This window comes from Mucilaginibacter lutimaris (assembly GCF_042676625.1).
Taxonomy (GTDB): Bacteria; Bacteroidota; Bacteroidia; order Sphingobacteriales; family Sphingobacteriaceae; genus Mucilaginibacter; species Mucilaginibacter lutimaris.
This window is the reverse complement of the sequence record NZ_JBHTIA010000013.1, coordinates 69,660-96,047: the sequence shown is the minus strand read 5'-3', so window position 1 is coordinate 96,047 and position 26,388 is coordinate 69,660. Positions and strand designations below refer to the sequence as shown.

The window sequence follows — 26,388 nt, the reverse complement described above, 5'->3', positions numbered from 1 at the left end:
AAAGCTCATTAAAAATATACCAAAACAAATTTGTTTGGGTTAAGCATTGTTTAGAGAGCTAACTAATGACTCAAAAGCAAAAATTTTAACATACTTGGCTTTTAAAACAGTAGTATTATTTCATTGCTTATTCTAAAAAGCGTCGCTCGGGTTGTTTGTGTAGGAATGCCGCTGGCTCCTTAAATTATCCTGCAGCTCTGCAATCGCCTTCTTTTTATTTTTTTCTATTTTCTCCAACAATGTTTTAGGACCGCCGTTCGGGTTGTATCTGGAGCCCCAATTAAGAAATTCCACCATAAAGGGCACCAGTTCAATACCCTTCTCTGTTAGCATATACAAAAATTTCGAGGCATTTTTTGGAGAGGTTATTTTGGTAACAATTCCTTCGTTCAAAAGTGTATTCAGCTTCTCGGTAAGTACAGCCGATGATATCTTTTCGTCTGATGCCTTAAACTCAAGAAAGGAATTTTTGCCATTAAACATTAAATCCCGCAAGAGTAGCAGCATCCATTTATCACCAAAAATTTCTACGGAATAATTAATAGGGCAGGTTGACCTTCTCTCAATTGTTTTCATAATGTCAAAAATAAAAAGCAGTTTATTTTTAAAACTACTTTTGATATATTTGTAGTTCATAAAACAGACTACAAAAATAATTAAAATTTAACTATGGACTTTACAAATAAAAACGTTGTTATTACAGGCGGAACCACAGGCATAGGCCTGGCAACAGCAAAAGTATTTATTGCCGCAGGTGCAAATGTATGGATAACAGGCAGGAACGCCGAAAATTTGCAAAAAGCAAAAGCAGAGATAAACAACTCTAAATTATTTACCGTGGTATCAGACACTTCAAAGTTCGAAGGCATTTCGATCCTGGAAAAAGCAGTTGCAGATAGCGGGAATAAATTAGACGTTCTGTTTTTGAATGCCGGGATTGGCGTATTTGAGCCGTTAGAAAATGTAACAGAAGCAAACTTTGATTCGCAATTTAACACCAACGTTAAGGGGCATTTCTTTACGTTGCAAAAGTTAATTCCTCACCTGGCAGACGGAGCGGCAGTACTGTTCACATCATCTACGGCTGCCACCGCCGCTAATATAGGATCAATTGTTTATTCGGCAACCAAAGGAGCCTTAAACAAAATTGCCCAAATTGCCGCGAATGAATTGGCCGGTAGAAAGATACGGGTTAATATTATTAGCCCGGGGCCTGTAGACACCCCCGGATTAGATACCGTGATACCTGCCGAAGTAAAAGGGTCTTTAGCTGGCGTTACAGCTTTGCAACGGTTGGGTGATCCAAATGAAATTGCCAAAACAGTGTTGTTCCTGGCTTCTGATGCCGCAAGTTTTATAACCGGAACTGAGATAGTTGCCGATGGCGGTTACCTTAATTACTCGTTAAAATAATGATCAATATAATTGGTAGGCATTCGTGTCCTTATCTTATTATCACCTCATTCCGGTAACCGGTTGCATTGGTTTCCAATTGCCTTAGAGGGTTATCATAAAAAAGGAGTTCGGCTTTCGAACTCCTTTTTTATTTGGGATATATGCCATTAAGTGCATCCTGTCGCAAATTTAGGCTTCTAATAAATCTCCGAAAGCTTTACTAATTATTTCGTTGATGTTAGGCCTGGCCCCTTTAGCTAAATTGTAAGGCACATATTTTTTACTATATATAAAAGGTGCTTTAATATATAAAAAAACGCGTTTGGTATATATAAAAATTGCGGGGTCTGCAAAAATATAGTTTAGCGGAAAAATATTGCATTTAACTCTAAACTCCCATAAATGAAAAGCAGAATCTTATCCGTTTTAGCACTCTTTTTTGCCACCGTTTTCCATGCATATTCGCAGCAAAAAGTTACCCTTAGCGGCACCATAACCAACAAGACCAACACCGAAACACTAATTGGCGTAAGTATCTACATTCCCGAAGCCAAAGTAGGTATTACCACAAATTCTTACGGGTTTTATTCCACCACACTGCCAAAAGGTACTTACACCATTATCATAAGCCACCTGGGTTTTGATAATATAAGAGACACGGTAACCCTCACAGAAAACACAAAGAGAAACTTTGGAATGACAGAATATAGCAAAGCATTGGGCGAGGTTGTAATCAAATCAAATACATCGCAGGCTACAAACATTCAAAAACCCGAAATGAGCACCAATAAGCTGTCTATAGCCACTATAAAAAAGATGCCGGCAGTTTTGGGCGAAGTTGATGTCCTGAAATCCATTTTACAACTTCCCGGAGTTTCCAATGCCCAGGAAGGCGCGTCGGGGTTCAATGTAAGGGGAGGCTCTGTTGACGGAAACCTGGTATTGCTTGATGAAGCCGTGGTTTATAATACCTCGCATTTATTTGGGTTCTTTTCTGTTTTCAATGCCGATGTAATTAAAGACCTGAAGCTTTACAAAGGGGGCATCCCCGCTAATTTTGGGGGGCGTGTGTCATCGGTACTGGATATTTATCAAAAAGAGGGTAACAACCAGGAATTTCATGTTAACGGAGGGATAGGATTGGTATCAAGCCGGCTGCTTGTTGAGGGCCCTATCGTTAAAGATAAAAGCTCTTTCGTTGTTGCGGGAAGGGGCTCGTATGCGCATCTTTTCCTGAAATTGGCAAATGAGCCCAATTCGGCCTATTTCTACGATCTGAACACAAAGTTCAATTACAAATTCAATGATAAGAACAATGTATTTGTATCTGGCTATTTTGGTAACGACAACCTGAACTTTAATAATAGCTTTATAAACACCTACGGTAACAAACTTTTTAACCTGCGGTGGAACCATATATTCTCTAATAAGATCTTCTCTAACGCATCTGCCATTTACAGTGATTATGACTACCGGATCAAAGTAAAAGTCGCCGGTCTTGACTGGCAAGCAGAGGTGAAAAATTACAATTTTAAGTATGATTTTAAACATTATGTTTCAAATAACCTGACCCTGAATTATGGTGTAAATTCAATTTATTACAATTTCAATCCGGGAACGATCAGGCCGTTCGGAACGATCTCAACAGTAAATCCAGACCAGTTAGCCAAAAAGTATGCTTATGAAAATGCCGCGTATATCAGTGCTGAACAGAAGCTCTCTGATAAATTATCTCTGAATTATGGGCTCCGCTACAGTAATTTTCAAAGAGTTGGCGCGCAGGAAGTATATACCTATGCCAATAATCAGCCGGTTGTTTACAATAAGGAGCTTCATATTTATGAAGAGGCAACTCCAACGGGAACAATAAACTACGCAAAAAATAAAAAAATAGCAGGTTTTGACAATCTGGAGCCAAGGCTTGCAATAGCTTATTCGCTAAACAATGATCAATCTATCAAGGCCAGTTACAATAGAATGAGCCAATATGTTCATCTCATTTCCAATACTGCTTCTGCAAGCCCGCTTGACATATGGGCGCCTACTGACCAATATCTTAAACCAGAGATCTTAGATCAGGTAGCGCTGGGGTACTTCCGCAATTTTACAGACGGTAAATATTCTTTGGAAACTGAAACTTTTTATAAAAAAGTGAAAAACAAAGCAGATTATATTGACGGCGCAGATCTATTGGGCATCGATGCTGTAGAAAGGGTGCTTTTGAACGGCGAGGGAAGGGCATACGGCCTGGAAATGATGTTGAAAAAAAACACCGGAAAGCTTACAGGATGGATCTCTTATACCCTTTCTAAGGCCCAGCAAAGAACACCGGGCCGAAATGCAGATGAACCGGGCATAAACAACGGAAAATGGTACAGGGCTAATTACGATAAATTGCACAATCTATCGGTAACGGGCGCTTATGCTATAAGTCCGAAATGGTCATTGGGGGCTATATTAACTTACCAGAGCGGTAAAGCGGCTACGTTTCCTAATGGAAAGTATCAATATCAGGAAGTTACTGTTGCAAGTTACGGTGCAAGAAATGAAAACTCTTTATCTGCATACCACCGTTTAGATGTATCAGCAACTTATACCCCTAAACCATACAAGAAAAAGGGGTGGCAGGGTGAATGGAATTTTAGCATCTACAATCTTTACAACCGGAATAACGCGGCATCGTATTCTTTCAGACAGAATGAAGATACGGGAACAAGCGAGACAAGAAGAGTGTCCATTTTCGGTATTGTTCCCAGTGTAGCCTACAACGTAAAATTTTAATATAACTCACCTATTTATAAAAGACAAAAAATGAAACTACTAAAAAAAATTATAGCTATAAATGTTGCACTATCCATTGGACTATTTATGACAGGGTGCGAGAAAACTATTAATGTGCCTTTAAAGACAGCATCACCAAGGTTGGTTGTAGATGCGTCTATAGATTGGATTAAAAATACAGCGGGCAACGAACAAAAGATCGTATTGTCAACCACAACAGGTTATTACAGCCCCGAGTTTCCGGGCGTTTCAGGAGCATTGATTACGGTAACAAACGCGTCGAATACAGTTTTTAACTTTTTAGAAAAGCCCGGAACGGGGCAATACATTTGCAATAACTTCCGTCCTGTTATAGGCGAGACCTATAGTTTAAAGATCGTTTTGAACGGAGAAACCTATACTGCATCAGAAACATTTACCACTGTTCCAAAAATTGAAGATAATGTCGATCAGAACAACAAAGGAGGTGAAATGGGTGATGAGATCGAAACGACATTTTACTATAAGGATGATGCAAATCAGGAAAATTTTTATCTGAACAGTATAAGACAGCCGTACTCTCCGTTCCCTGAGCTTGAAGTTGAAGATGACGAACACACCAATGGTAATTTAAACCAGGAATCCTATTCGCACGAAAAATTAAAGCCCGGAGATCAGGTAGACTTTAAACTTTACGGAATTTCAAAAAGCTATTATAATTACATGTATAAATTGATAGTTGCTTCCGGTAACGATGGTAACCCTTTCCCTACCATACCAAGTGCTGTACGCGGAAACATTGTCAACCAAACCAACAACAATAATTTTGCTTTTGGCTATTTCAGGCTGGCAGAAGTGGCTACTAAGAGCTATACTATTAAATAATAGTTTGTTCTCCGAATAAAATTCAAATCATCTGATACGTTTATGCCTAATTACTCTATTTACTTTGTAAAGGGATAGTTATATGTAAAAGGAGAAGATAAAACAAAACCCTTCTAAATTAATTAGAGGGGTTTTGTTTTATTCCAGGAGCACATCCTTTATGACATATTTTAACCAGTCCACAACTTTACTATCCGGACGATAATCATCTCTGTATGCCTTAATTGAAAGAGCGCCTGAAATCCAAAGGCGATACATTGGTTTTAAGTTTGAAAAGTTTACTAAAAGACTGGGGATGTTCAAATCCTAAATCATACGCTATCTCGCTTATAGAGGCCGGGCTGGTTGATAACTGCTCCTTTGCTTTTTCAATAAGGTGGTTATGTATGTGTTGTTGTGCATTTTGCCCGGTAAGGGATCGCAGCATATCTCCTAAATAACTGGCACTTACGTTTAACTGATCTGAAAGAAACTGAACAGTTGGAAGCCCATGCTTTTTGGTGTGTGGTGACTGAAAGTAGGTATGTAAAATATCTTCGACCTTTTGAAGCAGATCGCTGCTTACCGCCTTGCGGGTGATGAATTGCCGGCTATAAAACCGGTTGGCATAATTTAACAGCAATTCGATCTGAGATATTACAACGTCCTGGCTAAAGTTATCAATTCTGTCTTTTAATTCTTCTTCAATATTTTCAAAAACAGTTATGATCGTGGCTTTTTCTTTTTCTGACAGGTGCAGCGCTTCACGGGCAGAGTAGGAAAAAAAACCAAATTCTTTGATCTTCCTGGCGAGTTCGTAACCCAATAAAAAATCCGGGTGGAAAAGCAGCGTATAGCCGGATTGGTCACTGATCGGTTCATGGGCTCCCGTGATCTGGTTCGGCGAAACAAAAAACATTCCCCCCTCGTCAAAATCGTAGTAATGCTGCCCGTATTTGAACTTTCCGTGGAAATTCATCTTATAGGAGATCTTATAAAAATTCAAAATATGCGGACTGGGCAGTTTTTCCAGCGGAATGGCCCCGTCAGCATTATTTATTAAACTCACCAATGGGTGCATAGGTGCCGGTATGTCCAGCGCCTTATGCAACCTTGATAATGAATTGAACCGATGGTTCGACAATTCGTCCTTCATATCGCCTGTTGTTACTTACTTTCAATACTGCCTAATGCACCCTCTACACCGTTAAGGGTTCTCTTAGCGTCTTCCCAACTTGTATCGGTAGGGTCGAATGTACTCCGAATATAAGCAAGAATGCTTTCACATACAAAGGCAACACGCTCGGGGTTTTCATCACTCGTTTCGCGGGCATCATATCCTGATATGCCGCCAAAGATGTGCTCGGCGCCAAACACGGTCAGCAGGTCTTTAGGGCCGGGGCTCTGGTAATAAGCGTCGGCACGCCAATTGTCTACATCAGAGAACATGAGGTTAATGTCTTTATCTCCATTAACAACAAGTGCCGGCAAGGCCATGGTGCCGAAATTGCCGGCCCCCAATACCGGATAGTGCTCTCTGTTTACGCCGTTAAATCCTTCGGGGCCGCCGCTCACGCCGATCAGCACCTGGGCTGTTATACGCGGCTCTGTTAAATTCACTATTTTACCGGTTGCGGGGTCCGTAACCTCCATCCCGGCCAGCATGGCAACCGTATGCCCGCCCATGGAATGGCCGATGGCTGCCACTTTTGATTTATCGACCCTGCCGGTTAACCCGGGGACGGTAGAGATGATTTCGTCTAAATGATCAAGGATGAATTTCATGTCAGTTGCCCGTGAACTCCAAAACAATGGCGCTTCAGGAAGGGATGCGGGAAGCGCAAGCGCCCTGGAGTTTTGGTGGGTGGGCTGGATGACAACAAACCCTGCTGCGGCAAAAAAATCTACAATGGGGCCATAGCCTTTGTAAGAAGAGAGAAAGTTAGAGGGGCCATGTCCATGCGACAGAAGAATAACGGGCAGGTTGTTCCCGGTTGCAGGGGCGGTTACTTTCATTTCAAGGCCTACGTGACGGCCGGCAACAGGTAATACAACGGGACTAAAACTGATGATGGGTGTTTGTGACTGTTTCATTTTTTTTATTGTTTAAATTTTGATAAGTCAAAGTTCATCAGATTCCGGGCCGCCGGCGTAGTGAAATCGGGGTATTACTTAGCCAAACTCCAGTTGGGGTGGCGATTAGAATGTTACAGACATAGGAATGGGAGTTACCGGTGGTGTTGCCAAAAACAATAACACCCCTTAGAAATATATCTAAGAGGTGCTTTCAGTGCGCCCACCTGGGCTCGAACCAGGGACCAAAAGATTATGAGTCTTCTACTCTAACCAACTGAGCTATAGGCGCAGAAAATATTACTATTTTCGAGGCCGCAATATTACATATTTGCAGGCAATTACAAAAGCTAAAAATGAAAAATATTAAAAACATAATATTCGATTACGGCAACGTTATCTTCGCTATTGACTTTCGCAGGGCGCAACAGGCATTTAAGGAATTGGGTATCAGTAATCCCGACGAATTTTTTGGTCACCGCCAGCAAGACCAGATATTTGATAAATTTGACAGGGGTGAAGTTACTGCTCATGAGTTTAGGGCGTACGTAAGGGGTGTAATTGGCAATCCTGCTATTACCGACCAGCAAATTACTGACGCCTGGAACAGCCTTTTGCTGGGCATAGCGCCCGGAAACCACGACTTGTTATTAAAATTTAAGGCTAAGTACCGCACGTTTTTGCTCAGTAACATCAACGATATTCATTATACCTATATTATGAACTATCTGAAAACCGATTTTGGTTTTGACGGTAATGATCATTTGTTCGAGGGGACATACTATTCGCATCTGGTTGGTAAACGCAAACCTCAAATAGATTTTTTTGAGCAGGTATTAGCCGAGAATAATTTAAAGCCGGAGGAAACCCTGTTTATCGACGATAGTCCACAGCATTTAGAAGCTGCTAAAACGCTGGGCATCCAAACATTTTTAATGACCGCGCCAGATACCCTTGCCGCTTTTGCCGCACGCGAACATTTGGTTTAATGGTTAGGAATGCTGCGTTGATACACCCGGTAAGGAGAAACTAAATGTGCTGCCTTCGCCAATGGCGCTTTCAACCCAAATGCGTCCGTTCTGTGCTTCAATAAAGTCTTTTGATATGGCTAAGCCAAGCCCCGAACCCGATTTGTTCTGGCCATCGGTAGGCACCTGAAAGTAGCGTTCAAACAGGCGTTTTTGGTATTGTTCGTCAATACCCTTGCCCGTATCTTTTACAGAAAAAACAAGTTCGTTACTGCGCTTAACTATACTGATCAACACTTTTGACCTTGCGGGGCTATACCGCAGCGCGTTTGATAGAAAGTTAACCAGCACCCACGCGGTTTTTTCTACATCAACATTCACCATTGGTAAGTTATCGGCCTTTATTACTTCCAGTTTTACATCCTTTTGTTCGGCCTGGAAACTTATGGATGATATGGCGTAATCTACTATCTGGCCAGGTTCAACACTTACAAAGTTCAATTGAATGTTCCCGGTTTCTACCTGCGAAAGTTTAAGCAGCTCGCTTGTAATATTCAATAATCTGTCAGCATCATCTTTTATATGTTCCAGTAGTTGTTTCTGCTCGGTATTCATATCACCAATGCGCTCATCATTTATCAGTTTTAAGCTCATTTTAATAGACGAGATGGGGGTTTTAAGTTCGTGCGATATAGTTGCTATAAAATTGGTTTTAGCTTCGTCGCGCTCTTTAAATTCGGTTATATTTTTAAGAATGTAGACCTTACCGGCCGAGCGGTTTGCCAATTGCAATGGGCCGTTACTTTGTTGCGTATTAGGTACTACAATATCGCTGCTTTGCAGCTGGAAGTACATCTCGCGGCTATTCATCACTATCTTAAAGGGCTTTAAACCGGCATCATCCTGCAATATCGATTTTAACAGATCGTTGCTTTTTACAAGGTTACCGGTGTTTTGGCCAATAATTTTATCATCAGTAACGTTAAGCGTTTTGCGCGCGGCATCGTTTATAAACAGTACTTCCTGGTTTTCGTTCACGCCGATGATGGCATCCTGCATCTGTTCAATAATGGTTTCGATGCGGCGCTTTTCGGATATTACAGTGGCCAGGTTACTATTCTCCCAATCGTTAAGCCGGCCGGCCATCTGGTTAAATGCATTGGCTACCTCAGCAAACTCATTATTCTCTTTAAAGTGCAGGCGTTTGCTGTAATTACCCTCGCCAATTTCGCGGATACCATCCAGCAGCGCCCGTAGGGGATCTGCTATATAACCCGGAAAGTTTACACTAAAGCTAAACAGCACCAGGAATGTAAAGGTGCCCACCAGGCCCAAAAACAAAGTGGCCCTGCTTACCGATGCCCGCGCGTTATTGTCTTTACGTACAATTGCCTGCATATTTAGCCGCTCTATATCATTTAACGCCTGCCTGGTATATAAAACAGCTTCTTTTTGATCAGCAACGCTTGCTTTGCCGCCATGCATCAACATTTTTAACCCGATACGGGCTTTGCGGGTAGCATACGCTTCCCCGGGTTCTGTAACATTTCGTTCTTGTTGAGCCAGATATATGTTAAAATCGTTTATAGCATGGTTATTAAGTGGTAAGTCGTTGTTATCTAAAACACTGCGCATCCCACGTGTAAAACTCAGCGATTCGTAATTATTCTTGAGGATCACCTTAGAGTTTTCAGAGATATCGCGGATATAAAACAGCGCGGTTGCGCCGAAGAACAGCACCACTAAAAATAAAAAGCCGAAGCCCAACCGGAGTTTAGTTCTTACTTTCATGATAATATAACCAGATCTGTTTCTGTTAGCGCAATCTTGTTTAGTAACTCGTTAAATATAGCCGTTCTTAAAATAACCTGCCATAAGTTTAAATGTGGTTTGCCGATACAAATAGTAGTAATATCGCGTTCTTCAGCAATTTTCATAATTGTTTGTGTAACCTGGTCGCTTTTTAGTTTAATTACTTCTGCGCCCAGTTCTGTTGCCAGTTTAAAGTTATTAATTAAATGGCGCTGCTTATCCAGCTTTATTTTATCCAGGCTCTCATTACTGCTTTGCACGTACAGCACTATCCACGGCGAACGATAATACGATGCCAGCCTGGCTGTTTTTCGTATCACAATTTTTGCCGTGTCGGCATTGGATGAAATGCAGGCCAGGAAACGTTCGGGCCGCAGTTTAATTTGTTTGGGCACCTCGATATCTATCTTGCGCTCCAGATGGTGGGCAACTTCTTTTAGGGCTATTTCGCGTAGCTGTAAGATCTTGTCATTCTGAAAAAAGTTTTGCAGTGCCCTTTCTATTTTGCTTTTATCATAGATCTTTCCTGCTTTCAACCGGTCTATCAATTCATCGGCTGTAAGGTCGATGTTTACGATCTCATCTGCCATTCCCAACACCTGGTCGGGTATGCGCTCGGTTATGGCAACGCCTGTTATTTCCTCTATTTCTTCGTTAAGGCTCTCAAGGTGCTGAATGTTTACCGCGGTAATTACGCTAATGCCTGCCTCCAGAATATCCAATACATCCTGCCACCTTTTAGCATTCTTGCTGCCTTCGATATTGCTGTGTGCCAGCTCATCAACAATAACAACTTCGGGATGTTGGTTCAGGATTGCCTGAAGGTCCATTTCTTCCAGTTGCTTGCCTTTGTAAAATATTTTTCGTCTGATAATAATCTGCAGGCCGGCCAGCAATGCATGGGTCTCGGTACGGTTATGGGTTTCAATATAGCCTATCCGTATATCGATACCATTATTTTGCAGGGCGTGCGCCTCCTGTAACATACGGTAAGTTTTACCTACACCGGCGCTCATGCCAATATAAATTTTGAGCTTGCCCCGCCGCGACCTTTTAACCAGGTCTATAAAGTTTTTTACCGTATTGTTTTTATCCTCTGTCATCTTAATTTTTATAGCCGCCCGTATTAACCGGACGGCTATTTGGTTTGTTTAACTATAGTAGCTCCGTTACATTTTTAGAATGCATACACCGCGGCCAGCGAAAACTGGGAGGCCGATTTGGTTAACGCATTGTTGCTGTTTGTAAAGATCTCTTCAGACCCATTATCCAACCTTAATTCAGGGATAAAAGTTAGCGGGCCGCTTTTTAGGTTTGCCGTAAGTGTAAGAGCAGTAACCGAATCGCCGGGTTTAGGGCCAACAACGTTTGTTGCGCCGTAAGTGCCCGCTTTGTTTTTAAAATACTCGCCCCTTAGGCCTAAAGTTACAGCTTTTGATACTGCTAACTGCGGATATAATGCAACGCCCGAAAACCCTCCGGTTAAATTATTGGCAGCCGAAAAATCTGCAGCATTTAGCCCCAGTTTAAACGCGCTTGTAATTTGGTAAGCTGTGGTAAGGTCAACCTCGGTGCCTTTTAGCGGGCTGCTCAGTAGGTTAAGGTAAGCGGTTAAGCCTTTTACCGGGGTTACCATCAACTGCGCGCCAAAACTGTTTACATGGCCTGCCGAGGTATAAACATTCCAGTCATCGTTAAAAGCACCTGCCATAAGGCTTATCTTATCAGTAAACGCATATGTAAATTTTATACCGGCGTTTTGGAAAGGGCCATTTGTAAACAAGTAAGAGGTGGAATAGTTAAAATTGCCGGTAGGGGCTATTACTTCATAACCAATAAAGGTTGCCATATAACCCGCGGTTACATTCAGCTTACTGGTTATATCATAACCTACATACAGGTTTTGTATATGGAACGATTGTCCGTTTGTACCTGCATTAGGGATAGATTGCGCTTCGCCGCGGGGGCCGAAAGATAATTCGCCTACAAACGAGGCTTTGTTCACTTTCTTTTTTAAACCGAGATCTATCATCCCTATCGATACCGAATTTTGGTCGGTAGCGAAGCTGGTGCCAATGTTGTTATGGCCCGAGAAATCGTATTTATAATAAGTATCTACAGAACCATAAATTACCAGCGGCGGATCGGCAGGTTTATCTTGCGCATGTACGGTTATAGCAATACCGGTTAATAGTAACAGAAATATTTTTTTCATCATTTTTAGTATTTGAGGTTTCCCCGATAGGGGGAGTTGTTATTTTAATTGATCTAAAGCAACATTCAGTTTTAACACATTTACAGTTGCCGGGCCAAACAGGCCTAATAAAGGTGCTTGTGTATGGGTTGACACCAGTTGGGTCACTTGTTGTTCGTTAATTTTACGGTATTGCGCAACACGCTTTATTTGTATGCGGGCAGCCTCTGGCGAAATATCGGGGTCTAAGCCACTGCCCGATGCGGTAACCAAATCGGCAGGTATCCCGCTTCTTTTTAAACCGGGATGATATTTTAGCAGTGTATCAATACGGTTGTTAACGTCCTTTAAATAGTCGGGGTTACTTGGTCCCTTGTTTGAACCGGCAGAACCGGCTGCATTATAACCCACAGCAGATGGACGGCCCCAAAAATATTGTGGCTTATCAAACTTTTGCCCAATTGCGGCGTAGCCAACCACCTTGCCGTTCACAATTATCTTTTCGCCGTCGCCCTTGCCCTTTGATAATTTACCGGCAAAGGCAATAACAACCGGGTATATGATGCATAGGAGTACTGTAAGTACTAAAGTTAATCTTATAGCTTGTACAAGCGTTTTCATGTCGTTTTATATTAAAATTGAGATAACTAAATCAATTAATTTGATGCCTATAAATGGGGCTATTACACCACCCAGGCCATATATGAGCAAGTTGCGGCGTAATAGCGCGCTGGCGCCGATAGGTTTATATTCCACGCCTTTTAAGGCCAGCGGTATAAGCATAGGTATAATAATGGCATTGAATATCACGGCAGATAGTATGGCGCTTTCCGGGCTATGCAAACGCATGATATTAATGGCCTGCAATGCCGGAATAGACGCGATAAATAATGCCGGTACAATGGCAAAATACTTGGCCACATCGTTAGCTATAGAAAAAGTAGTGAGCGTGCCACGTGTAATAAGCAACTGCTTGCCAATTTCTACGATCTCGATCAGTTTGGTTGGGTCGTTATCCAGGTCAACCATGTTGCCTGCTTCTTTTGCTGCCTGTGTGCCGCTGTTCATGGCAACGCCAACATCTGCCTGGGCAAGAGCGGGGGCGTCGTTTGTACCGTCGCCCATCATGGCTACCAGCTTGCCTGCAGCTTGCTCATTCTTAATATAGGTCATCTTATCTTCGGGCCGGGCCTCGGCAATAAAATCATCTACACCTGCTTTTTGTGCAATAAACTTGGCGGTTAGCGGGTTGTCGCCGGTTACCATTACGGTTTTGATACCCATTTTGCGTAAACGTTCAAAACGTTCGGCTATGCCGGGTTTAATAATATCCTGTAGTTCAATCACACCCAATACCTGCTCGTTCCCGGCAACCACCAGAGGGGTACCGCCGTTTGATGATATGGCTTTTACGCGCTCTTCAACGTAAGCATCAAATTTATGCCCGGCTTTAATGGTAAGGTTACGGATAGCATCGAAAGCCCCCTTACGGATGCGCTTGCCATCGGGCGTATCAATACCGCTTGAGCGGGTTTCGGCAGAGAATTTAATAAACGCCGATCCTTGCGGCGCGTTTAATGATAACCTGGTACCGATTTGCTGGGCCAACTCTATAATAGATTTACCTTCGGGGGTTTCATCAGCCAGTGATGCCAATACGCAGGCTTTAACCAGTTCATCCTCCGATACACCATTGGCAGGCCAAAATTTGGTTGCCTTGCGGTTACCAATGGTAATAGTGCCTGTTTTATCTAACAGCAGCACATCAATATCGCCCGCTGTTTCAACCGCCTTGCCCGATTTGGTGATCACATTTGCGCGTAGCGCCCTGTCCATACCGGCAATGCCTATGGCCGATAGCAGGCCGCCTATAGTTGTAGGGATAAGGCACACAAATAAGGAAATTAGTGCGGCTATGGTAATAGGGGTGTTAGCATAGTCGGCAAAGGGTTTAAGCGTAACACATACGATGATGAACACCAATGTAAAGCTCGCTAATAAAATAGTAAGGGCTATTTCGTTAGGGGTTTTTTGGCGCGATGCACCTTCAACCAGTGCTATCATTTTATCCAAAAAGCTTTCGCCGGGTTGTGTAGTTACTTCTACTTTAATCCTATCCGACAGTACTTTTGTGCCGCCTGTTACTGATGATTTATCGCCACCTGCTTCACGAATAACCGGGGCAGATTCTCCTGTTATGGCCGATTCATCAATAGTGGCTAAACCCTCAATGATCTCGCCATCGGTAGGTATAGTATCGCCGGCTTCGCAAATAAATACATCGCCTTTTAACAACTGGTTTGATGAGCGCGAAACAACCGAGCCGTCTTCCAATAAAACTTTGGCAGGGGTGTCTTCCCTGGTCTTGCGCAGGCTGTCGGCCTGTGCCTTACCACGTGCTTCGGCAATAGCTTCGGCAAAATTGGCAAATAACAGCGTTAGTAACAGTATAATAAAGATACTGAGGTTGTATATGAACGAACCCTGGCCTGCATGTGTTAAACTGTAAAAAGTTACATAGGCCATAACCACCGTGCCAACCTCTACCGTAAACATTACGGGGTTGCGCAGCATGGTTTTTGGGTTTAGCTTAATGAACGACTCTTTGAGTGCGGTTTGCACTAAAGCGGCTTCAAATAATTTATTAGATTGAGTTTTCATTTTTTGTCTTGAAAGTCCCTCGCTTTCGGAGAGGGATATAGGGTGAGGCTTTTATTTAAGCATGGAAAAATACTCGGCAATTGGCCCTAAGACCAGTGCAGGGAAGTATGATAATGCGTTAAGAACTATTATTACGGCAAAGGTCATGGCGCCAAAAGTTACCGTGTCTACCTTAAGCGTACCTGCCGACTCGGGGATGTATTTCTTTTTGGCAAGCAGCCCTGCAATAGCAATCGGGCCAATAATGGGCAGGAAACGGCCGATGATAAGTATCACACCGGTAACAACGTTCCAAAAAATGTTGTTGTCGCCCAGGCCCTCAAAGCCCGAGCCGTTATTGGCGTTTGCCGAGGTGTTTTCGTAAAGCATTTCCGAAAAGCCATGATAGCCGGGATTATTCAACCATGCAGACGGTTTTACAGCCCAATCGGCATTGCCAAAGTTGGTAAACACATAGCTGGATAAGGCTGTACCCGCCAATATTAAAAACGGACTAAGCAAGGTTATAATAGCGGCTATCTTAACTTCGCGCGCTTCAACCTTATGACCCATAAACTCGGGCGTGCGGCCAACCATTAAGCCTGATATAAATACCGCTATAATTAAATAGATAAGATAATTAAGTATACCTACACCGCAACCTCCAAAAAAGGAGTTGATCATCATACCAAGCAACTGCCATAAGCCGGTTAAAGGCATGGTACTATCGTGCATCCCGTTCACAGACCCGGTAGATACAATGGTGGTGAGCGTGCTCCAGTAAGCGGTAGCCATAGGCCCAAACCTTACTTCTTTCCCTTCCATTGCGCCCGTATGTTGGGTGATGCCCATTTTGGCAATGGCAGGGTTGCCGCCCAGTTCGCTGCTGATGGTTGGTATCATGAGCAGGAGCATACCAACGGTCATCACACCAAAAATTACCCACCCCAGTTTTTTACGACGGATGAAATACCCAAACGCCAGTATCATGGCTATAGGGATGATCATTTGCGAAATAATCTCTACCATATTGGTTAGGTAGCCGGGATTTTCGAGCGGGTGTGACGAGTTGGCGCCAAACCAACCGCCGCCATTGGTACCCAGGTGTTTTATGGCGATGAATTGTGCCGCCGGGCCGCGCGATACATTAACTGTATCGCCCTGTAAAGAAATAAACTTATCCTTACCGGCGTAGCTGGCAGGGGTACCACTAAAAGTAAGTATCAGTGCAACTACTACCGAAAGCGGCAGCAATAAACGGGTAATAGCTCTTATAAAGAAATTCCAAAAGTTACCCAGGTTTTCGGTTGTTTTATCTCTGAAAGCTTTAAACATAGCTACCGCTGCGGCTATGCCGGTTGCAGCGCTTGTAAATTGCAAAAACATCAATATAAACTGCTGCGTTAAATAGCTAACACCGGTTTCGCCTGAGTAGTGCTGTAGGTTACAGTTAACCACAAAGCTAATGATGGTGTTAAAGGCAAGGTCTGGCGTCATGCCGGGGTTGCCATCGGGGTTAAGGGGCAGCTTATCCTGGTAAATTAGTACAAAAAAGCCGTAAACCAACCATACCGAATTGATCATTAGCATGGCTTTTAAAAACTGTTTCCAGTTCATGGGCTCGTTTTGGTTAATGCCCGATAGTTTATAAATGCCGTTTTCCAGCGGTTTTATAAAGTCGGTCCAAACTTTTTCGCCTGCAAACATTTTGGCGAGGTACTTACCCAGCGGGATGCCTATAAGCAGGGTAATAATAAAGGAAGCTAAAATTCCAAGTAGTTCCGTGTTCATCTTTAGTTAAAATTTTTCGGGTTTAAGCAGTACATATACCATGTATATGAATACCGCGATTGAAATGATAAATAGTGCGATCATGGCGATTAAATTTTTTCGAACCAGTTGATAGATTTAAAGAATAGCCAGCAACAGATGAGGATGGCCAGGAATAGGATTATGGTGTTCATTTTACAATGTTTTCACCACCATTGGCAAAGCCAGTTCCAGTAATTGATAATGTTATATAAAGCATTGATAATTAAATATTTATAATATTATTGACTGTGCCAAAAATATTTTAAAACAAAAAACCCTTCCAAAATGGAAGGGTTCATTTTTATTATGAATATGTTTTTTAGCTAAGCTTATAATCGTCCAGCTTGCGGTAAAGCGTGGTTAGGCCAATGCCCAGCAGGCGGGCGGTTTCGGTTTTGTTGCCGTTGGTATGAGCAAGCACCTTTTGAATGTGCTGCCTTTCTATATTGGCCAGGTCGAGGGCGCTATGGTCAACGCTTTCATATTTAAAGTCCACAGGCAGCAGGTCGGTTGTTAAATTATCATCAGCCAGTATTACTACCCGCTCAATCACATTTTTTAACTCGCGTATATTGCCCTTCCATTGGTGCCTGTTAAGCAAGCTTAAGAATGCCTCGTTCATTTTGAGCATCGGTTTGCCCGTTTTAGCTGCAAAATCCTTTAAATAATAATTGGCCAACAGTTCAATATCGGCCTTGCGATTATTAAGCGATGGCAGCGAAATGGTAAACACAGATAAACGATAGTATAGATCTAACCTGAAGTGGCCCGCCTCAGCTTCTTTCTTAAGGTCGCGGTTTGTAGCGGCTATGATGCGTACGCTTACCCGGGTGGTTTGCGTATCGCCCACTTTAATAAATGTTTTATTTTCCAGTACCCGTAATAATTTGGCTTGCAGTTCGGGGCTCATTTCACCTATCTCATCTAAAAATATGGTGCCGTGCTGGGCTTCTTCAAATAAGCCTTTCTTATCTTTAAGCGCACCGGTAAAGGCCCCGGCTTTATAGCCAAATAATTCGCTTTCTAATAACTCTGCCGAAAAGCTGCTGCAGTTTATAGCTACAAAAGGCATAAGGCGCCGTTCACTTTCATAATGTATTGCCGAAGCGAATACTTCTTTGCCTGTGCCGGTTTCTCCCAAGAGCAATACTGTGGTGTCTGTAGCGGCCACTCTTCGGGCCAACGATATAGCCTCTACAATAGCCTTGGAGTTGCCAATTATATTGTTAAAACTGAATTTGCCAATAGTTCTCTTTTCGGCCTTGTAAATGTGCCATTGGCGTAAGGCCTTATCCATAGCATGGTTAACCAACGGGATTATCCTGTCGTTATCATCACCTTTGGTTATATAATTAAAGGCACCGTTTTGCATGGCCTTTACACCATCGGCAATAGTGCCGTATGCGGTTAGGTTAATTACCTCAACATAGGGCTTTTTTTCTTTAATGGTTTTTACCAGATCAATGCCGTTTACATCGGGTAACTTCACATCACTTATTACCAGTAATACATCTTCCTGTTGCAACAGCTTAAGGCCCTCTTTACCTGTAAAGGCCTGCAATACACGAAACCCCTCTAAACCAATTATGCGCGATAGCAGATCATTTAGCTTTTTTTCGTCATCTATGATCAAAATGGTGTTTTGCATACGTTGGTTATTTGGAATGAGGCATAATTAATTATGCAATATTATAGCTTTATTCATTCTAATAAACATCGGGCGCACAATTTTTTTGGGGGTAGATTTAATCCCATTGGGGTTACCGATAACTAACCCGGGGTTAAATTTCTTTGTACAACACCATTCCGGCGTGATATAAAATGCCATCCTTAAATTCCCCGTCGGCGGTAAAGCCGGTATCATCAAGATAATCAATGTGGTTCCCGGTAATAGTATAACTGCCGCGATACGCGCTTATGCGGGAGCCTCTGCCTTCATCATATCTGTTGCCGGGCAATAATTTATGCCTGATGTAACCGTCGGCAGTTACCCAGGTGCCAATGTATTCTTTGGTGTCTTCAACTATTTGTATTGTGCTCATTTTTTTAATGTTTAACGTTACAAAGGTCGAACGTTATGCAAAATTGAAGATAGCGAGTATCAAATAATAAATTGTAAATATCAAACAAAGCTGCTGCCCGCAAAGGAGTTGTACATTAAGCCGAATAATTTACATTACTCTAAGTAGCGGTCGGGGCTTCAATTATAAGCCGACCTGAATTGGATAGGGGATACCCGGGTTTTTATTTTAAATAACCTGCTGAACGACTGCGGGTGTTCGAACCCTAACTGATAGGCGACTTCGCTTATGGTTAAGTTGGTTGTAGATATTAGTTCCTTCGATCTTTCTATCAGCTTTTGGTGAATATGCTGTTGCGCGTTGAGGCCCGTGAGAGATCGCAGCATATCACTTAAATAGTTAGGCGTGTAGTTCAATTGCTCTGCCAGGTACTGCACAGTTGGCAAACCCTGTTTTACCGGCTTATCTTCCTCAAAATAGGTGTTCAGTACATCTTCCAGCTGTTGCACCAGGCCATTTGTAACTACCTGGCGGGTTAAAAACTGCCGTTTATAAAAACGTTTGGCATAGCTCAGCAGCAACTCTATCTGTGAAATAATTACCTCGTGGCTAAAGTCATCTATCCGGCTGTTAAGTTCATCGCGTATAATGGTGTAAATGGCAAGCATAGTTGCCCTTTCCTGCTCCGACAGGTGCAGCGCTTCGTTTATAGAATAGGAGAAGAATCCGTATTTTTTGATCTTTGCAGCTAAGGGATAACCCAGCAAAAAATCCGGATGAATGATTAACGAATAACCTTTGTTGCCATTATATCTTTTAGCACCGCCCACTACCTGGTTAGGCGCGGTAAACAAAAGGCTCCCTTCATCAAAATCATAATAGCCCTGGCCATACCTGAATTTACCGGCCACTTTTATAATAAAAGAAATTTTATAAAAGCTTGTTACATAAGTATCCGGTAGCTTACTCATATCAATTTGCCCGTTAGTAGCATCTAACAAACTAATTAACGGGTGTAACGGCCCTGGTATACCCAACCTGCGGTGTAGTTCGGGTATTGATTCCATTTTGCCTTTTTTGGGCGTTTCGGTTTTCATTTTTTTTGAAGTTAGCAATAAAGCCGTATAAATATAAGCGATGACGGTAATGCCACCGCTTATATTCATTTTACTAATTATATTACCAGGGCATTGGGCCAGTGGGCCCTGTGAAAGTAGCGGTTGGGCCATCAGTCTCCAGCGCCACACGTACAGGTTCGCGCGAGCCTACTTCAAGTGAATCGGTTCCCTGGAAATTGTTTAGGGCTGTAGCCGTAAAACCGGGGCTTGTAGCATTTACCTTAATGTTTTCTTTTTCCAGTTCAAGCGCAAAGGCTACTGTAACCGCATTTAAGGCTGTTTTTGATGCGGCATACACTACATTAAAGTGCTCCCTTGCCCAGCAGTCGGGGCCGGTGATCCAGGTAAGCGAGCCTAACCCGCTGGATACATTTACAATGCGGGCGGCTGTAGATTTGCGCAGCAAAGGCAGCATAGCCTGGGTAACCGCAATTACACCAAATACGTTGGTTTCCCATACGGCGCGTACTTCATCAAGCGAGGCGGTTGTGGCATGGCCATCAGCCAATACTTCTTCTAAAGTGCGGCCGGGTTTACCTGCATGAGATATTCCCGCGTTATTTACCAGCAGATCCAGCCTGCCATTTTCCTCTTCTATACGTTGTGCAGCGGCGGTAATTGATGCTTGCTGGGTAACATCCAATTGAATTGCACGCGCGTTGGCGCCAATTTCGGCAGCCGCTTTTTCGCCGTTGCTTAAGTTACGCGAGCCTACGTAAACAATATATCTGTTGGCAGCAAGCGCTTTAGCTATTTCATTGCCAACACCCTGGTTAGCACCTGTAACCAAGGCTACAGGCTGGTTGTTTGTTGATGATTGCATTTGATTTTCCATAAGATTTGTTGTTTGTAATGAATAAACAAATATCATGCTCCCGTAGCAAACCATATTAACCAAACCAAGGATGGTTGTAACCAAAATGCCTCCTATACATTTATAGATTCGTTACCAGGCCAAATAAAGACCTGCTAATGACAAAAAAGGCTTGCATACCAGTATGCAAGCCTAACTTCATTTTAACAGTATGTTAAATCAAATAAGCGATTTGAAGTATTTATAGCCCAGTTCAAACGGCCTGATGTTGTAATCAGTTTTGCCGTCAATGGCCATATCGGCTATGATGCTTCCAAGCAAGGGGATAAATTTGGCTGCCCAGCCTGTTCCGTAAATAACTATGTTTTCGTGATTATGTACATAAGGAGGGGCGAAGTCCAACACCAGTTCCTTGTCTTTTATCTTGCTCAAAGCAATAAGGCAGGTAGAAGTATAAAGCGGTATAGGTTCGAGCCCTGTCATGTGGTTTTTAACCCATTCTGTAGTGTATTCAAGTTCCTGCTTGTTAGGTATGCCCGTTCGCTGAGAAGGGTTTGCCAGCTCTTTAATAACAAAGTCGGGAGCAACACGTATGTATCCCGGGTGGTCCCATTCAACTTCGGGGAAGCCGTAAAACTGGTTGCCGTTATCGCCTATATTATTCTGGAACACAAACCATGTTGGATATTGGATTTTGGGATCTACCTTCTTAAAATACGCCGATGACATTTCCCAGTACGTAACCTTTATATCAAACTTTAACAGGTTTAATACATCATTTATGTAAGGCCCCGGCGTTATAACAACCTTAGCTGCCTGGTAAGTACCTTTAGGCGTGGTTACGTAAAATATCTTATTTTTTTCCTGTATGCGCGTTACGGGCGCGTTTTCTTCGAGGTGTACGGTGGGGTGGGCAATGTTCAGTTCCAGCATCGTTTTTAAGGTTAGCGCAAGGTCTATACTCGCGCCATCCTTTTGAAATATGCCCGTATAATTATCCGGCAGGCCTTTAAAGCGGTATTTTTCTTCCACCTGGGCCGAGGTTAGGGTATCGTACTTTACACCAAGGCTATCCATAGCCAGTTTTGCCTGCCCAATGTTACCTTCGGTAGAGTGCACGTTGGGGTCGCCAAACCAAAGGGTCCCCACTTTATCCATCAGCGGTTTGGGGGTGCTTTCCTGCAGCTTGTCCCAGTAGGGCATGGTATCTAAAGCCATTTGCACCATATACTTATCAGGATAGGGCACCCTGTACTGACGCGATATTCCCGCCGAGCTTCCGCGCTGATTTAAAAAACTGAACCGCTCCAGCACCAGCACCGAAGATTTTCGTTTACCCGCCTCGTTTGCTGCCGATAAACCAATGGCCCCGCCACCAATAACGATGACATCATAAGTTCTTTTCATTTTTGATGTGTTTGTTTACCAGCCTAAATAATATTTTTCTGAAAGCCACTCCGGCAGGTTAAATGAAAAATGATCGCGAAGTATTTTCTCTGCTTCGCAAAAAGCACCTTCTACCCATCCCTGCTGGTCGGAGTAGGCCTCGCCGCAGATGTATATTTGCTCGGCTTTGCCGGGGTTGCGCATATATTTCATGGTTTCCTCTATATTATAAGCCGCTTTCCATGCATGGTATCCGGCACCATATGGGTCGTCTGCCCAGTCTTTATACAGCGCAACGTAAGGCTCGGGTATTTGCATAGCGCCATGTAATTCCCGTACTTGGCTCATGGCTTCGGCTACCATTAGTTTAGATGCTTTATCTTTTAGCGGTGTTAAAGTCTTCAGTTTTGTAAATTGGGTTGCATGTGGTTCAAAGTCCTCGTGGTTATCATCAAGGGCTTTCCAAAAGGTAACTGTACGCATATCGTTATAACTCGATAAAAAAAGAGAGTGAGAATTATCGGGGTCGGTGCCAAAGTAGTAGCATTGCCTCATGGGCAGGTCGGTAATGGAATGGCCGGAATCGGTCCCCAGCATACTTTTCCACCAGGGGTATTCAAAGCCCATCAATAGTTTAAATGATGGCTCCATAATAACCGATTCCAGGTGATAGTTAAAGTCTTTATCGGTAAAGGGCAGCCCGGTTTGGTCGAGCAGTTCAAGCGAACGGCGCGGCATAGCCAGCATAACCTTATCGGCAAATACGTTGTATTCCTGGCCGCTTTCGATATTTAAAAACCTTAGCGTGTACCGCCTTTTACCGTTCGTTGAGTGCTTAACCGAGAGCAACTTGTTTTTTGCCCATATTTCGGCGCCGGAACTTTGTAGGTAATGCTGCGCCAGTGCGTAGGCTATCAGGTCATACCCACCCTCAATGGTTTTATAGGTTACATCTGCGTTCGAGAAATCGCCCACCATGTAGGGGAATGCTTCGGCGGCGTTCCAGTTAATGGTGTTAGAGAAGTATCCGCCTGCTTCGTCAAGAAAAGTGTATCCTTCTTCGGATATCTGATCTTTAACCAAATTCCAAAAGCCAATATCATTCACTTTTTTGCCTTTGTAAGGCCCCTCAAAGCAATAAGTTAGGTTAGGCTTAATATCATCCCACTGCCTGGCATCTATGGTAAAGTTGTAAGTATAGTAACCGGTTTGACTAACTGTACTGCCATATTTTTTCACAAACCATGGGTCGGCCGTTAATACTTCGTAAATCACTTTATTAAACAGCTGGTCGGCACTAAAGCCCTGGTCATCATCATTTAAATAATACCGGGTTTGGAAAGTTGTGCCGTTATCCTGCGCTTTTTGCCAGGCGTTTGCCCTAAACCTTTGTTTGCGTAAGTAAAACAACAGATTAGCAGCTTCGCCCATGCTAAACTTTACCGGCGTTAATTCGTCTGCAAAAACCTTTTCTATAAGTTGGGTAACAATTTGTTGAGAGGAAAGGTACCTCATGCCACCCAATTCGCCCGAAATGGTCATGCCGGGCAATACTACAGACTCCAGCCTGCCGCCAATGCGGTCGCCCATTTCAAAGATCTGCACTTTTTGGGGCGGTTGCGCCTTGCCGTGAGTTGTGCCGGTGCGTAAACGATAAGCCGAGTAGAGGCCGGACAAGCCGGCCCCTACTATAGCTACATCCAACTCTGCATCCTTTTTAAAGCCTGTATTAAGCTTTATCCTTCTTAAATTATTGATAGTATCTTTCATAACTGTGATATGAAAAGGTTAGATGGTTTTATTATGCCTGTTATTATAATTTATAGCTGCGGAACGCCGGGTGTTTCTGTTGTGCTTTCTGCAGATACTTCTGCCGAGAACTTCACGGCACTTTGGGTAACTATTTGTGGCATACGTTTTAAGGTGCTAACGGTTATGTGTGGCCAAATAATTGGCTCTACTGTACCGGCAGCCGGGAATACCAGGTTTATGGTTTGCGAATACTGCAAAAGTTCGGTTTCGCTGCCACCGGTTATATTCTCTATCCAAAATATCGCGTCCATAGAGGTTGCGGTAACATTGGTTTGAATGAACGGGATGTTAAGAATCCCGCCGGTAGCGTCGGGGTGCTTGGTAGACATATCCAAAACCGTCATATCGGTTATAGATCCGCTGCCAACAATGCCATCTAAAGTTGTTTTCAGGAAGCTATTAGGGTCGGATTGCGCAAACTCAGGGAACTGCGGCACACCAATGATCTTGTCATTATATCCTAATGCTGTAATTGGACTGCCATCCAGGTGAACGCATTCGGCAGATATATTTTGAAAGAAGTTAGTGCCCGGTGATTGTACATCTATCGACCTGCCCAGCGCCAAAACAGCGTTACCATGCGGTATGGTGCCTAAGCGGGCAATGTTGAAGCCACCATTAAAATTGGTAACAAAAAGTATCAGGCCTGTTTCGGCGTGTATTACCTGGCCATTACCAAAACCCCTTGTGTTGCAAAAATCGGTATCGCAAACGCTTATGATCTGCTGCTCGTAAAACAAGCCGAATATCTGCTGGTCAAACTGGTTGCCGTTAATAACAGGACCACGGTTACCTGCACTAACAGCTACGGTAGAAAATTTAAGGTTTTCTTTATAAGGGATCACCTCAAAAATAAACCCACCCGGGCCGGGTACCGATATTACATTCCATCCGCTTGGGGTGGTGCCGCCGGTGGCCGTATTTATTACTACGCTTTCCCATTCGCCTACCAATTGTTTCAAAGGCCCAAGTTCCGACTCGCCAAGTGTGTCTGCAGGTACAAATTGTGCACCCATGCCAAAACGTTTTAATTGTTCGCTCATTTTGTGTAAAGTTTAGGTTGTTATTTATTGATGATATTTTGATAGTCAAGCGAATGGGCGGCGTCGCGGCGGCGTAGGCTAAGGTTTTCATGCGATGCTTTGTTAACAAGCGCGATGATCTGTTTCTGAATGGTAGGATGGTACAAGCCACCCGCACCTTTTTGTGGTAGGGGATTTTTCATGATTACAGTTTAGGTTTTTAAATGTAACCATTAGTATAATCATTCGTATTAATTATATGAAAAACAGGTATTTATACGTGGTTTTGCAGGGTGATTTTACCCTTTTGAGAGGGGTGGGAACGCTCTACGAATAGAGATGTAGGCTTGCCGGATAGAATGCTAATGAACTATACCAGACAGTTAAAAAGAATTACCTGCCCTCGCGTTCACGATGAGGTATTTATAATGGTTTTGTTACCGACTGAATTTCAGTAATATAACATCTGAAAGGTGTTTGGCTAAGGTTATAGACCCTTTAACCCCGATTTGATGCGGTTGCGTTTCTTTTGAAGGTAATCTTTGGCTTGGTCTGTTAACTCACCGGTTGCAGCATCTATTTCGCTCTTATTGCGTTTATAAAAATACCTGGCGGCGCCTGCTACCAAAGCGCCAAGGGCTACCCCAATTAAAAGGCCCTTTTTACTTTCTTTTTTGAATGGATTTTGCATAACCTAACTTTAACGATATATACTTACAGCTTTAAGGCATAGCAAATTAGCTGTTTATATAGTTAAATACAACCGTTAAACTTAATTGTTTAGGGCGTGTGGGGTTACTTTAAAAAATCATTCATGTATGCAAACAGGGTTTTGGTTTGCTCCATTAAACCTACATGGCTTTGGGCAGGCACAATAGCCAGTCGCGACTTAGGCATGGGAGCCATGTCGGCAGACACGCCACCACCCAGTAGCTGGTAGGTTTTCATTAGCTCCACCTTGTCCAGGCCGTCGTTATCACCTGCTATGAGCAATACCGGTGAGCTTATTTTAGCGATGTTATCGTCGCCCATGTCGAATGGCTGGCCTGCGAACACGATCATCTGTTCAATAAAGTTTTTCCATTTGGTTTTGTCGGGTGCCACGGCGTTGTATGCGGTGTGCATGGGGCTGTTGTCGAAAATTTCGGGGGTGAATGATTTAAACGCGGTGGCTATCTGCGGTAACCAGCCGGTGCTTTTATAGGTAGAAGAAATAATGACCAACTTTTTAACCCTTTTTGGATATTGTATAGCAAACTGGTAAGCTACCGAGCCGCCCATGCTATAACCCGCTACATCGGCGCTGTCAATTTTCAGGTAGTCCATAATGCCGGCTACATCGGTTGCTAAATTAAGGTGGGTTAGTTTCCTGTCCGAGTATGGCGTATGCCCGTGTCCCTGCATTTCAATGGCTATCACCTTGCGGGTTTTTGACAGTTGGGGGATCATCTCTGCCCAGTTGCCCGCTATGGTCATGAATGCGCCGTGCAGTAAAACCAGCGGTTTGCCCTGCCCATACACCTCATAGTAAAGTTTAATGCCGTTAACCGGCGCGTAGCCACCGGCCACAGGTTTGCTTTGCTGCGCGTTAGCCTGCATTGCTGTAAAAAGTATAGCCGCTAGCAGCACAAGTGTGGAGGCGTAAGATGCTTTAAATATTTTCATGTTTAGATGGATTTGTTTGAGATACAAACATG

General features: G+C 43.2%; 24 protein-coding genes and 1 tRNA gene. 4 read left to right on the top strand and 21 right to left on the bottom strand.

Annotated elements, in window-relative coordinates:
• Nucleotides 1-132: 132 nt before the first annotated feature.
• Complete coding sequence (locus ACFQZI_RS18360) at nucleotides 133-576, bottom strand: winged helix-turn-helix transcriptional regulator (protein ID WP_377145101.1); 444 nt, start codon at nucleotides 574-576, stop codon at nucleotides 133-135.
• A 93-nt stretch (nucleotides 577-669) separates the two neighbouring features.
• On the opposite strand from ACFQZI_RS18360, the gene ACFQZI_RS18355 reads away from it, so the two are divergent.
• The 3 genes from ACFQZI_RS18355 (at nucleotide 670) to ACFQZI_RS18345 (ending at nucleotide 5,040) form a co-directional block, all read left to right on the top strand.
• Complete coding sequence (locus ACFQZI_RS18355) at nucleotides 670-1,413, top strand: SDR family oxidoreductase (protein ID WP_377145100.1); 744 nt, start codon at nucleotides 670-672, stop codon at nucleotides 1,411-1,413.
• 384 nt (nucleotides 1,414-1,797) lie between these two features.
• Nucleotides 1,798-4,176 (top strand): TonB-dependent receptor, encoded by a 2,379-nt coding sequence (locus tag ACFQZI_RS18350; protein WP_377145098.1) that lies wholly within the window; start codon nucleotides 1,798-1,800, stop codon nucleotides 4,174-4,176.
• A gap of 30 nt (nucleotides 4,177-4,206) precedes the next feature.
• On the top strand, nucleotides 4,207-5,040 hold the full coding sequence (locus ACFQZI_RS18345; RefSeq protein ID WP_377145096.1) for a DUF4249 domain-containing protein: 834 nt from the start codon (nucleotides 4,207-4,209) through the stop codon (nucleotides 5,038-5,040).
• 220 nt (nucleotides 5,041-5,260) lie between these two features.
• Here ACFQZI_RS18345 and ACFQZI_RS18340 read toward each other — a convergent pair whose 3' ends face one another.
• From ACFQZI_RS18340 to ACFQZI_RS18330, 3 genes are all read right to left on the bottom strand, one after another.
• On the bottom strand, nucleotides 5,261-6,175 hold the full coding sequence (locus ACFQZI_RS18340; protein WP_377145094.1) for a helix-turn-helix domain-containing protein: 915 nt from the start codon (nucleotides 6,173-6,175) through the stop codon (nucleotides 5,261-5,263).
• Between the two features lie 11 nt (nucleotides 6,176-6,186).
• Nucleotides 6,187-7,113 (bottom strand): alpha/beta hydrolase family protein, encoded by a 927-nt coding sequence (locus ACFQZI_RS18335; protein WP_377145093.1) that lies wholly within the window; start codon nucleotides 7,111-7,113, stop codon nucleotides 6,187-6,189.
• Between the two features lie 197 nt (nucleotides 7,114-7,310).
• A tRNA-Ile gene (locus tag ACFQZI_RS18330) sits at nucleotides 7,311-7,384 on the bottom strand.
• A 64-nt stretch (nucleotides 7,385-7,448) separates the two neighbouring features.
• Here ACFQZI_RS18330 and ACFQZI_RS18325 point away from each other — a divergent pair.
• Nucleotides 7,449-8,081 carry an HAD family hydrolase gene (locus ACFQZI_RS18325; RefSeq protein WP_377145091.1) on the top strand — a complete coding sequence of 211 codons (633 nt, stop codon included), beginning with the start codon at nucleotides 7,449-7,451 and terminating at the stop codon, nucleotides 8,079-8,081.
• 3 nt (nucleotides 8,082-8,084) lie between these two features.
• Here the strand turns inward: ACFQZI_RS18325 and ACFQZI_RS18320 are convergent, their stop codons facing one another.
• From ACFQZI_RS18320 to ACFQZI_RS18240, 17 genes are all read right to left on the bottom strand, one after another.
• Entirely contained in the window at nucleotides 8,085-9,851 is a 1,767-nt protein-coding gene (locus ACFQZI_RS18320) for an ATP-binding protein (protein WP_377145089.1), read from the bottom strand.
• Entirely contained in the window at nucleotides 9,848-10,975 is a 1,128-nt protein-coding gene (locus ACFQZI_RS18315) for a sensor protein KdpD (protein ID WP_377145087.1), read from the bottom strand. Before ACFQZI_RS18315 ends, ACFQZI_RS18320 begins: the two co-directional genes overlap by 4 nt.
• Nucleotides 10,976-11,049: 74 nt before the next feature.
• Nucleotides 11,050-12,087: a porin gene (locus ACFQZI_RS18310; protein ID WP_377145085.1), complete on the bottom strand. Its 1,038-nt coding sequence runs from the start codon at nucleotides 12,085-12,087 to the stop codon at nucleotides 11,050-11,052.
• A 39-nt stretch (nucleotides 12,088-12,126) separates the two neighbouring features.
• Nucleotides 12,127-12,687: a K(+)-transporting ATPase subunit C gene (locus ACFQZI_RS18305; protein WP_377145083.1), complete on the bottom strand. Its 561-nt coding sequence runs from the start codon at nucleotides 12,685-12,687 to the stop codon at nucleotides 12,127-12,129.
• Between the two features lie 6 nt (nucleotides 12,688-12,693).
• A complete protein-coding gene (gene kdpB / locus ACFQZI_RS18300) occupies nucleotides 12,694-14,727 on the bottom strand; it encodes a potassium-transporting ATPase subunit KdpB (RefSeq protein WP_377145082.1) in 2,034 nt (677 codons plus the stop codon).
• 51 nt (nucleotides 14,728-14,778) lie between these two features.
• A complete protein-coding gene (gene kdpA, locus ACFQZI_RS18295) occupies nucleotides 14,779-16,497 on the bottom strand; it encodes a potassium-transporting ATPase subunit KdpA (RefSeq protein WP_377145080.1) in 1,719 nt (572 codons plus the stop codon).
• Nucleotides 16,498-16,503: 6 nt separating this feature from the next.
• Nucleotides 16,504-16,581, bottom strand: coding sequence for a K(+)-transporting ATPase subunit F (gene kdpF, locus ACFQZI_RS18290; RefSeq protein WP_377145610.1), 78 nt, complete (start codon nucleotides 16,579-16,581; stop codon nucleotides 16,504-16,506).
• Between the two features lie 256 nt (nucleotides 16,582-16,837).
• Complete coding sequence (locus ACFQZI_RS18285) at nucleotides 16,838-18,166, bottom strand: sigma-54-dependent transcriptional regulator (RefSeq protein WP_377145079.1); 1,329 nt, start codon at nucleotides 18,164-18,166, stop codon at nucleotides 16,838-16,840.
• A 133-nt stretch (nucleotides 18,167-18,299) separates the two neighbouring features.
• Nucleotides 18,300-18,560 (bottom strand): Atu4866 domain-containing protein, encoded by a 261-nt coding sequence (locus ACFQZI_RS18280; RefSeq protein WP_377145078.1) that lies wholly within the window; start codon nucleotides 18,558-18,560, stop codon nucleotides 18,300-18,302.
• A gap of 158 nt (nucleotides 18,561-18,718) precedes the next feature.
• Nucleotides 18,719-19,636 (bottom strand): helix-turn-helix domain-containing protein, encoded by a 918-nt coding sequence (locus tag ACFQZI_RS18275; RefSeq protein WP_377145608.1) that lies wholly within the window; start codon nucleotides 19,634-19,636, stop codon nucleotides 18,719-18,721.
• Nucleotides 19,637-19,718: 82 nt separating this feature from the next.
• Nucleotides 19,719-20,492: an SDR family NAD(P)-dependent oxidoreductase gene (locus ACFQZI_RS18270; protein ID WP_377145076.1), complete on the bottom strand. Its 774-nt coding sequence runs from the start codon at nucleotides 20,490-20,492 to the stop codon at nucleotides 19,719-19,721.
• Between the two features lie 198 nt (nucleotides 20,493-20,690).
• Nucleotides 20,691-21,878 (bottom strand): FAD-dependent oxidoreductase, encoded by a 1,188-nt coding sequence (locus ACFQZI_RS18265; RefSeq protein WP_377145074.1) that lies wholly within the window; start codon nucleotides 21,876-21,878, stop codon nucleotides 20,691-20,693.
• Between the two features lie 15 nt (nucleotides 21,879-21,893).
• On the bottom strand, nucleotides 21,894-23,627 hold the full coding sequence (locus tag ACFQZI_RS18260) for a flavin monoamine oxidase family protein (protein ID WP_377145073.1): 1,734 nt from the start codon (nucleotides 23,625-23,627) through the stop codon (nucleotides 21,894-21,896).
• Between the two features lie 50 nt (nucleotides 23,628-23,677).
• A complete protein-coding gene (locus ACFQZI_RS18255; protein ID WP_377145071.1) occupies nucleotides 23,678-24,712 on the bottom strand; it encodes a heme-binding protein in 1,035 nt (344 codons plus the stop codon).
• A 20-nt stretch (nucleotides 24,713-24,732) separates the two neighbouring features.
• A complete protein-coding gene (locus ACFQZI_RS18250; RefSeq protein WP_377145069.1) occupies nucleotides 24,733-24,894 on the bottom strand; it encodes a hypothetical protein in 162 nt (53 codons plus the stop codon).
• A gap of 284 nt (nucleotides 24,895-25,178) precedes the next feature.
• On the bottom strand, nucleotides 25,179-25,382 hold the full coding sequence (locus tag ACFQZI_RS18245; RefSeq protein ID WP_377145067.1) for a hypothetical protein: 204 nt from the start codon (nucleotides 25,380-25,382) through the stop codon (nucleotides 25,179-25,181).
• A gap of 104 nt (nucleotides 25,383-25,486) precedes the next feature.
• Nucleotides 25,487-26,356, bottom strand: coding sequence for an alpha/beta fold hydrolase (locus ACFQZI_RS18240; RefSeq protein ID WP_377145065.1), 870 nt, complete (start codon nucleotides 26,354-26,356; stop codon nucleotides 25,487-25,489).
• Between the last annotated feature and the right edge of the window lie 32 nt (nucleotides 26,357-26,388).

What these genes read in the sequence shown, in the direction of transcription:
- kdpF (WP_377145610.1), bottom strand. Translation starts at nt 16,581, where the DNA reads ATGATCGCACTATTTATCATTTCAATCGCGGTATTCATATACATGGTA.
- ACFQZI_RS18360 (WP_377145101.1), bottom strand. Translation starts at nt 576, where the DNA reads ATGAAAACAATTGAGAGAAGGTCAACCTGCCCTATTAATTATTCCGTA.
- ACFQZI_RS18245 (WP_377145067.1), bottom strand. Translation starts at nt 25,382, where the DNA reads ATGCAAAATCCATTCAAAAAAGAAAGTAAAAAGGGCCTTTTAATTGGG.
- ACFQZI_RS18335 (WP_377145093.1), bottom strand. Translation starts at nt 7,113, where the DNA reads ATGAAACAGTCACAAACACCCATCATCAGTTTTAGTCCCGTTGTATTA.
- ACFQZI_RS18270 (WP_377145076.1), bottom strand. Translation starts at nt 20,492, where the DNA reads ATGGAAAATCAAATGCAATCATCAACAAACAACCAGCCTGTAGCCTTG.
- ACFQZI_RS18280 (WP_377145078.1), bottom strand. Translation starts at nt 18,560, where the DNA reads ATGAGCACAATACAAATAGTTGAAGACACCAAAGAATACATTGGCACC.
- ACFQZI_RS18315 (WP_377145087.1), bottom strand. Translation starts at nt 10,975, where the DNA reads ATGACAGAGGATAAAAACAATACGGTAAAAAACTTTATAGACCTGGTT.
- kdpA (WP_377145080.1), bottom strand. Translation starts at nt 16,497, where the DNA reads ATGAACACGGAACTACTTGGAATTTTAGCTTCCTTTATTATTACCCTG.
- ACFQZI_RS18275 (WP_377145608.1), bottom strand. Translation starts at nt 19,636, where the DNA reads ATGAAAACCGAAACGCCCAAAAAAGGCAAAATGGAATCAATACCCGAA.
- ACFQZI_RS18310 (WP_377145085.1), bottom strand. Translation starts at nt 12,087, where the DNA reads ATGAAAAAAATATTTCTGTTACTATTAACCGGTATTGCTATAACCGTA.
- ACFQZI_RS18305 (WP_377145083.1), bottom strand. Translation starts at nt 12,687, where the DNA reads ATGAAAACGCTTGTACAAGCTATAAGATTAACTTTAGTACTTACAGTA.
- ACFQZI_RS18250 (WP_377145069.1), bottom strand. Translation starts at nt 24,894, where the DNA reads ATGAAAAATCCCCTACCACAAAAAGGTGCGGGTGGCTTGTACCATCCT.
- ACFQZI_RS18355 (WP_377145100.1), top strand. Translation starts at nt 670, where the DNA reads ATGGACTTTACAAATAAAAACGTTGTTATTACAGGCGGAACCACAGGC.
- ACFQZI_RS18345 (WP_377145096.1), top strand. Translation starts at nt 4,207, where the DNA reads ATGAAACTACTAAAAAAAATTATAGCTATAAATGTTGCACTATCCATT.
- ACFQZI_RS18340 (WP_377145094.1), bottom strand. Translation starts at nt 6,175, where the DNA reads ATGAAGGACGAATTGTCGAACCATCGGTTCAATTCATTATCAAGGTTG.
- ACFQZI_RS18240 (WP_377145065.1), bottom strand. Translation starts at nt 26,356, where the DNA reads ATGAAAATATTTAAAGCATCTTACGCCTCCACACTTGTGCTGCTAGCG.
- ACFQZI_RS18260 (WP_377145073.1), bottom strand. Translation starts at nt 23,627, where the DNA reads ATGAAAGATACTATCAATAATTTAAGAAGGATAAAGCTTAATACAGGC.
- ACFQZI_RS18285 (WP_377145079.1), bottom strand. Translation starts at nt 18,166, where the DNA reads ATGCAAAACACCATTTTGATCATAGATGACGAAAAAAAGCTAAATGAT.
- ACFQZI_RS18255 (WP_377145071.1), bottom strand. Translation starts at nt 24,712, where the DNA reads ATGAGCGAACAATTAAAACGTTTTGGCATGGGTGCACAATTTGTACCT.
- kdpB (WP_377145082.1), bottom strand. Translation starts at nt 14,727, where the DNA reads ATGAAAACTCAATCTAATAAATTATTTGAAGCCGCTTTAGTGCAAACC.
- ACFQZI_RS18350 (WP_377145098.1), top strand. Translation starts at nt 1,798, where the DNA reads ATGAAAAGCAGAATCTTATCCGTTTTAGCACTCTTTTTTGCCACCGTT.
- ACFQZI_RS18265 (WP_377145074.1), bottom strand. Translation starts at nt 21,878, where the DNA reads ATGAAAAGAACTTATGATGTCATCGTTATTGGTGGCGGGGCCATTGGT.
- ACFQZI_RS18320 (WP_377145089.1), bottom strand. Translation starts at nt 9,851, where the DNA reads ATGAAAGTAAGAACTAAACTCCGGTTGGGCTTCGGCTTTTTATTTTTA.
- ACFQZI_RS18325 (WP_377145091.1), top strand. Translation starts at nt 7,449, where the DNA reads ATGAAAAATATTAAAAACATAATATTCGATTACGGCAACGTTATCTTC.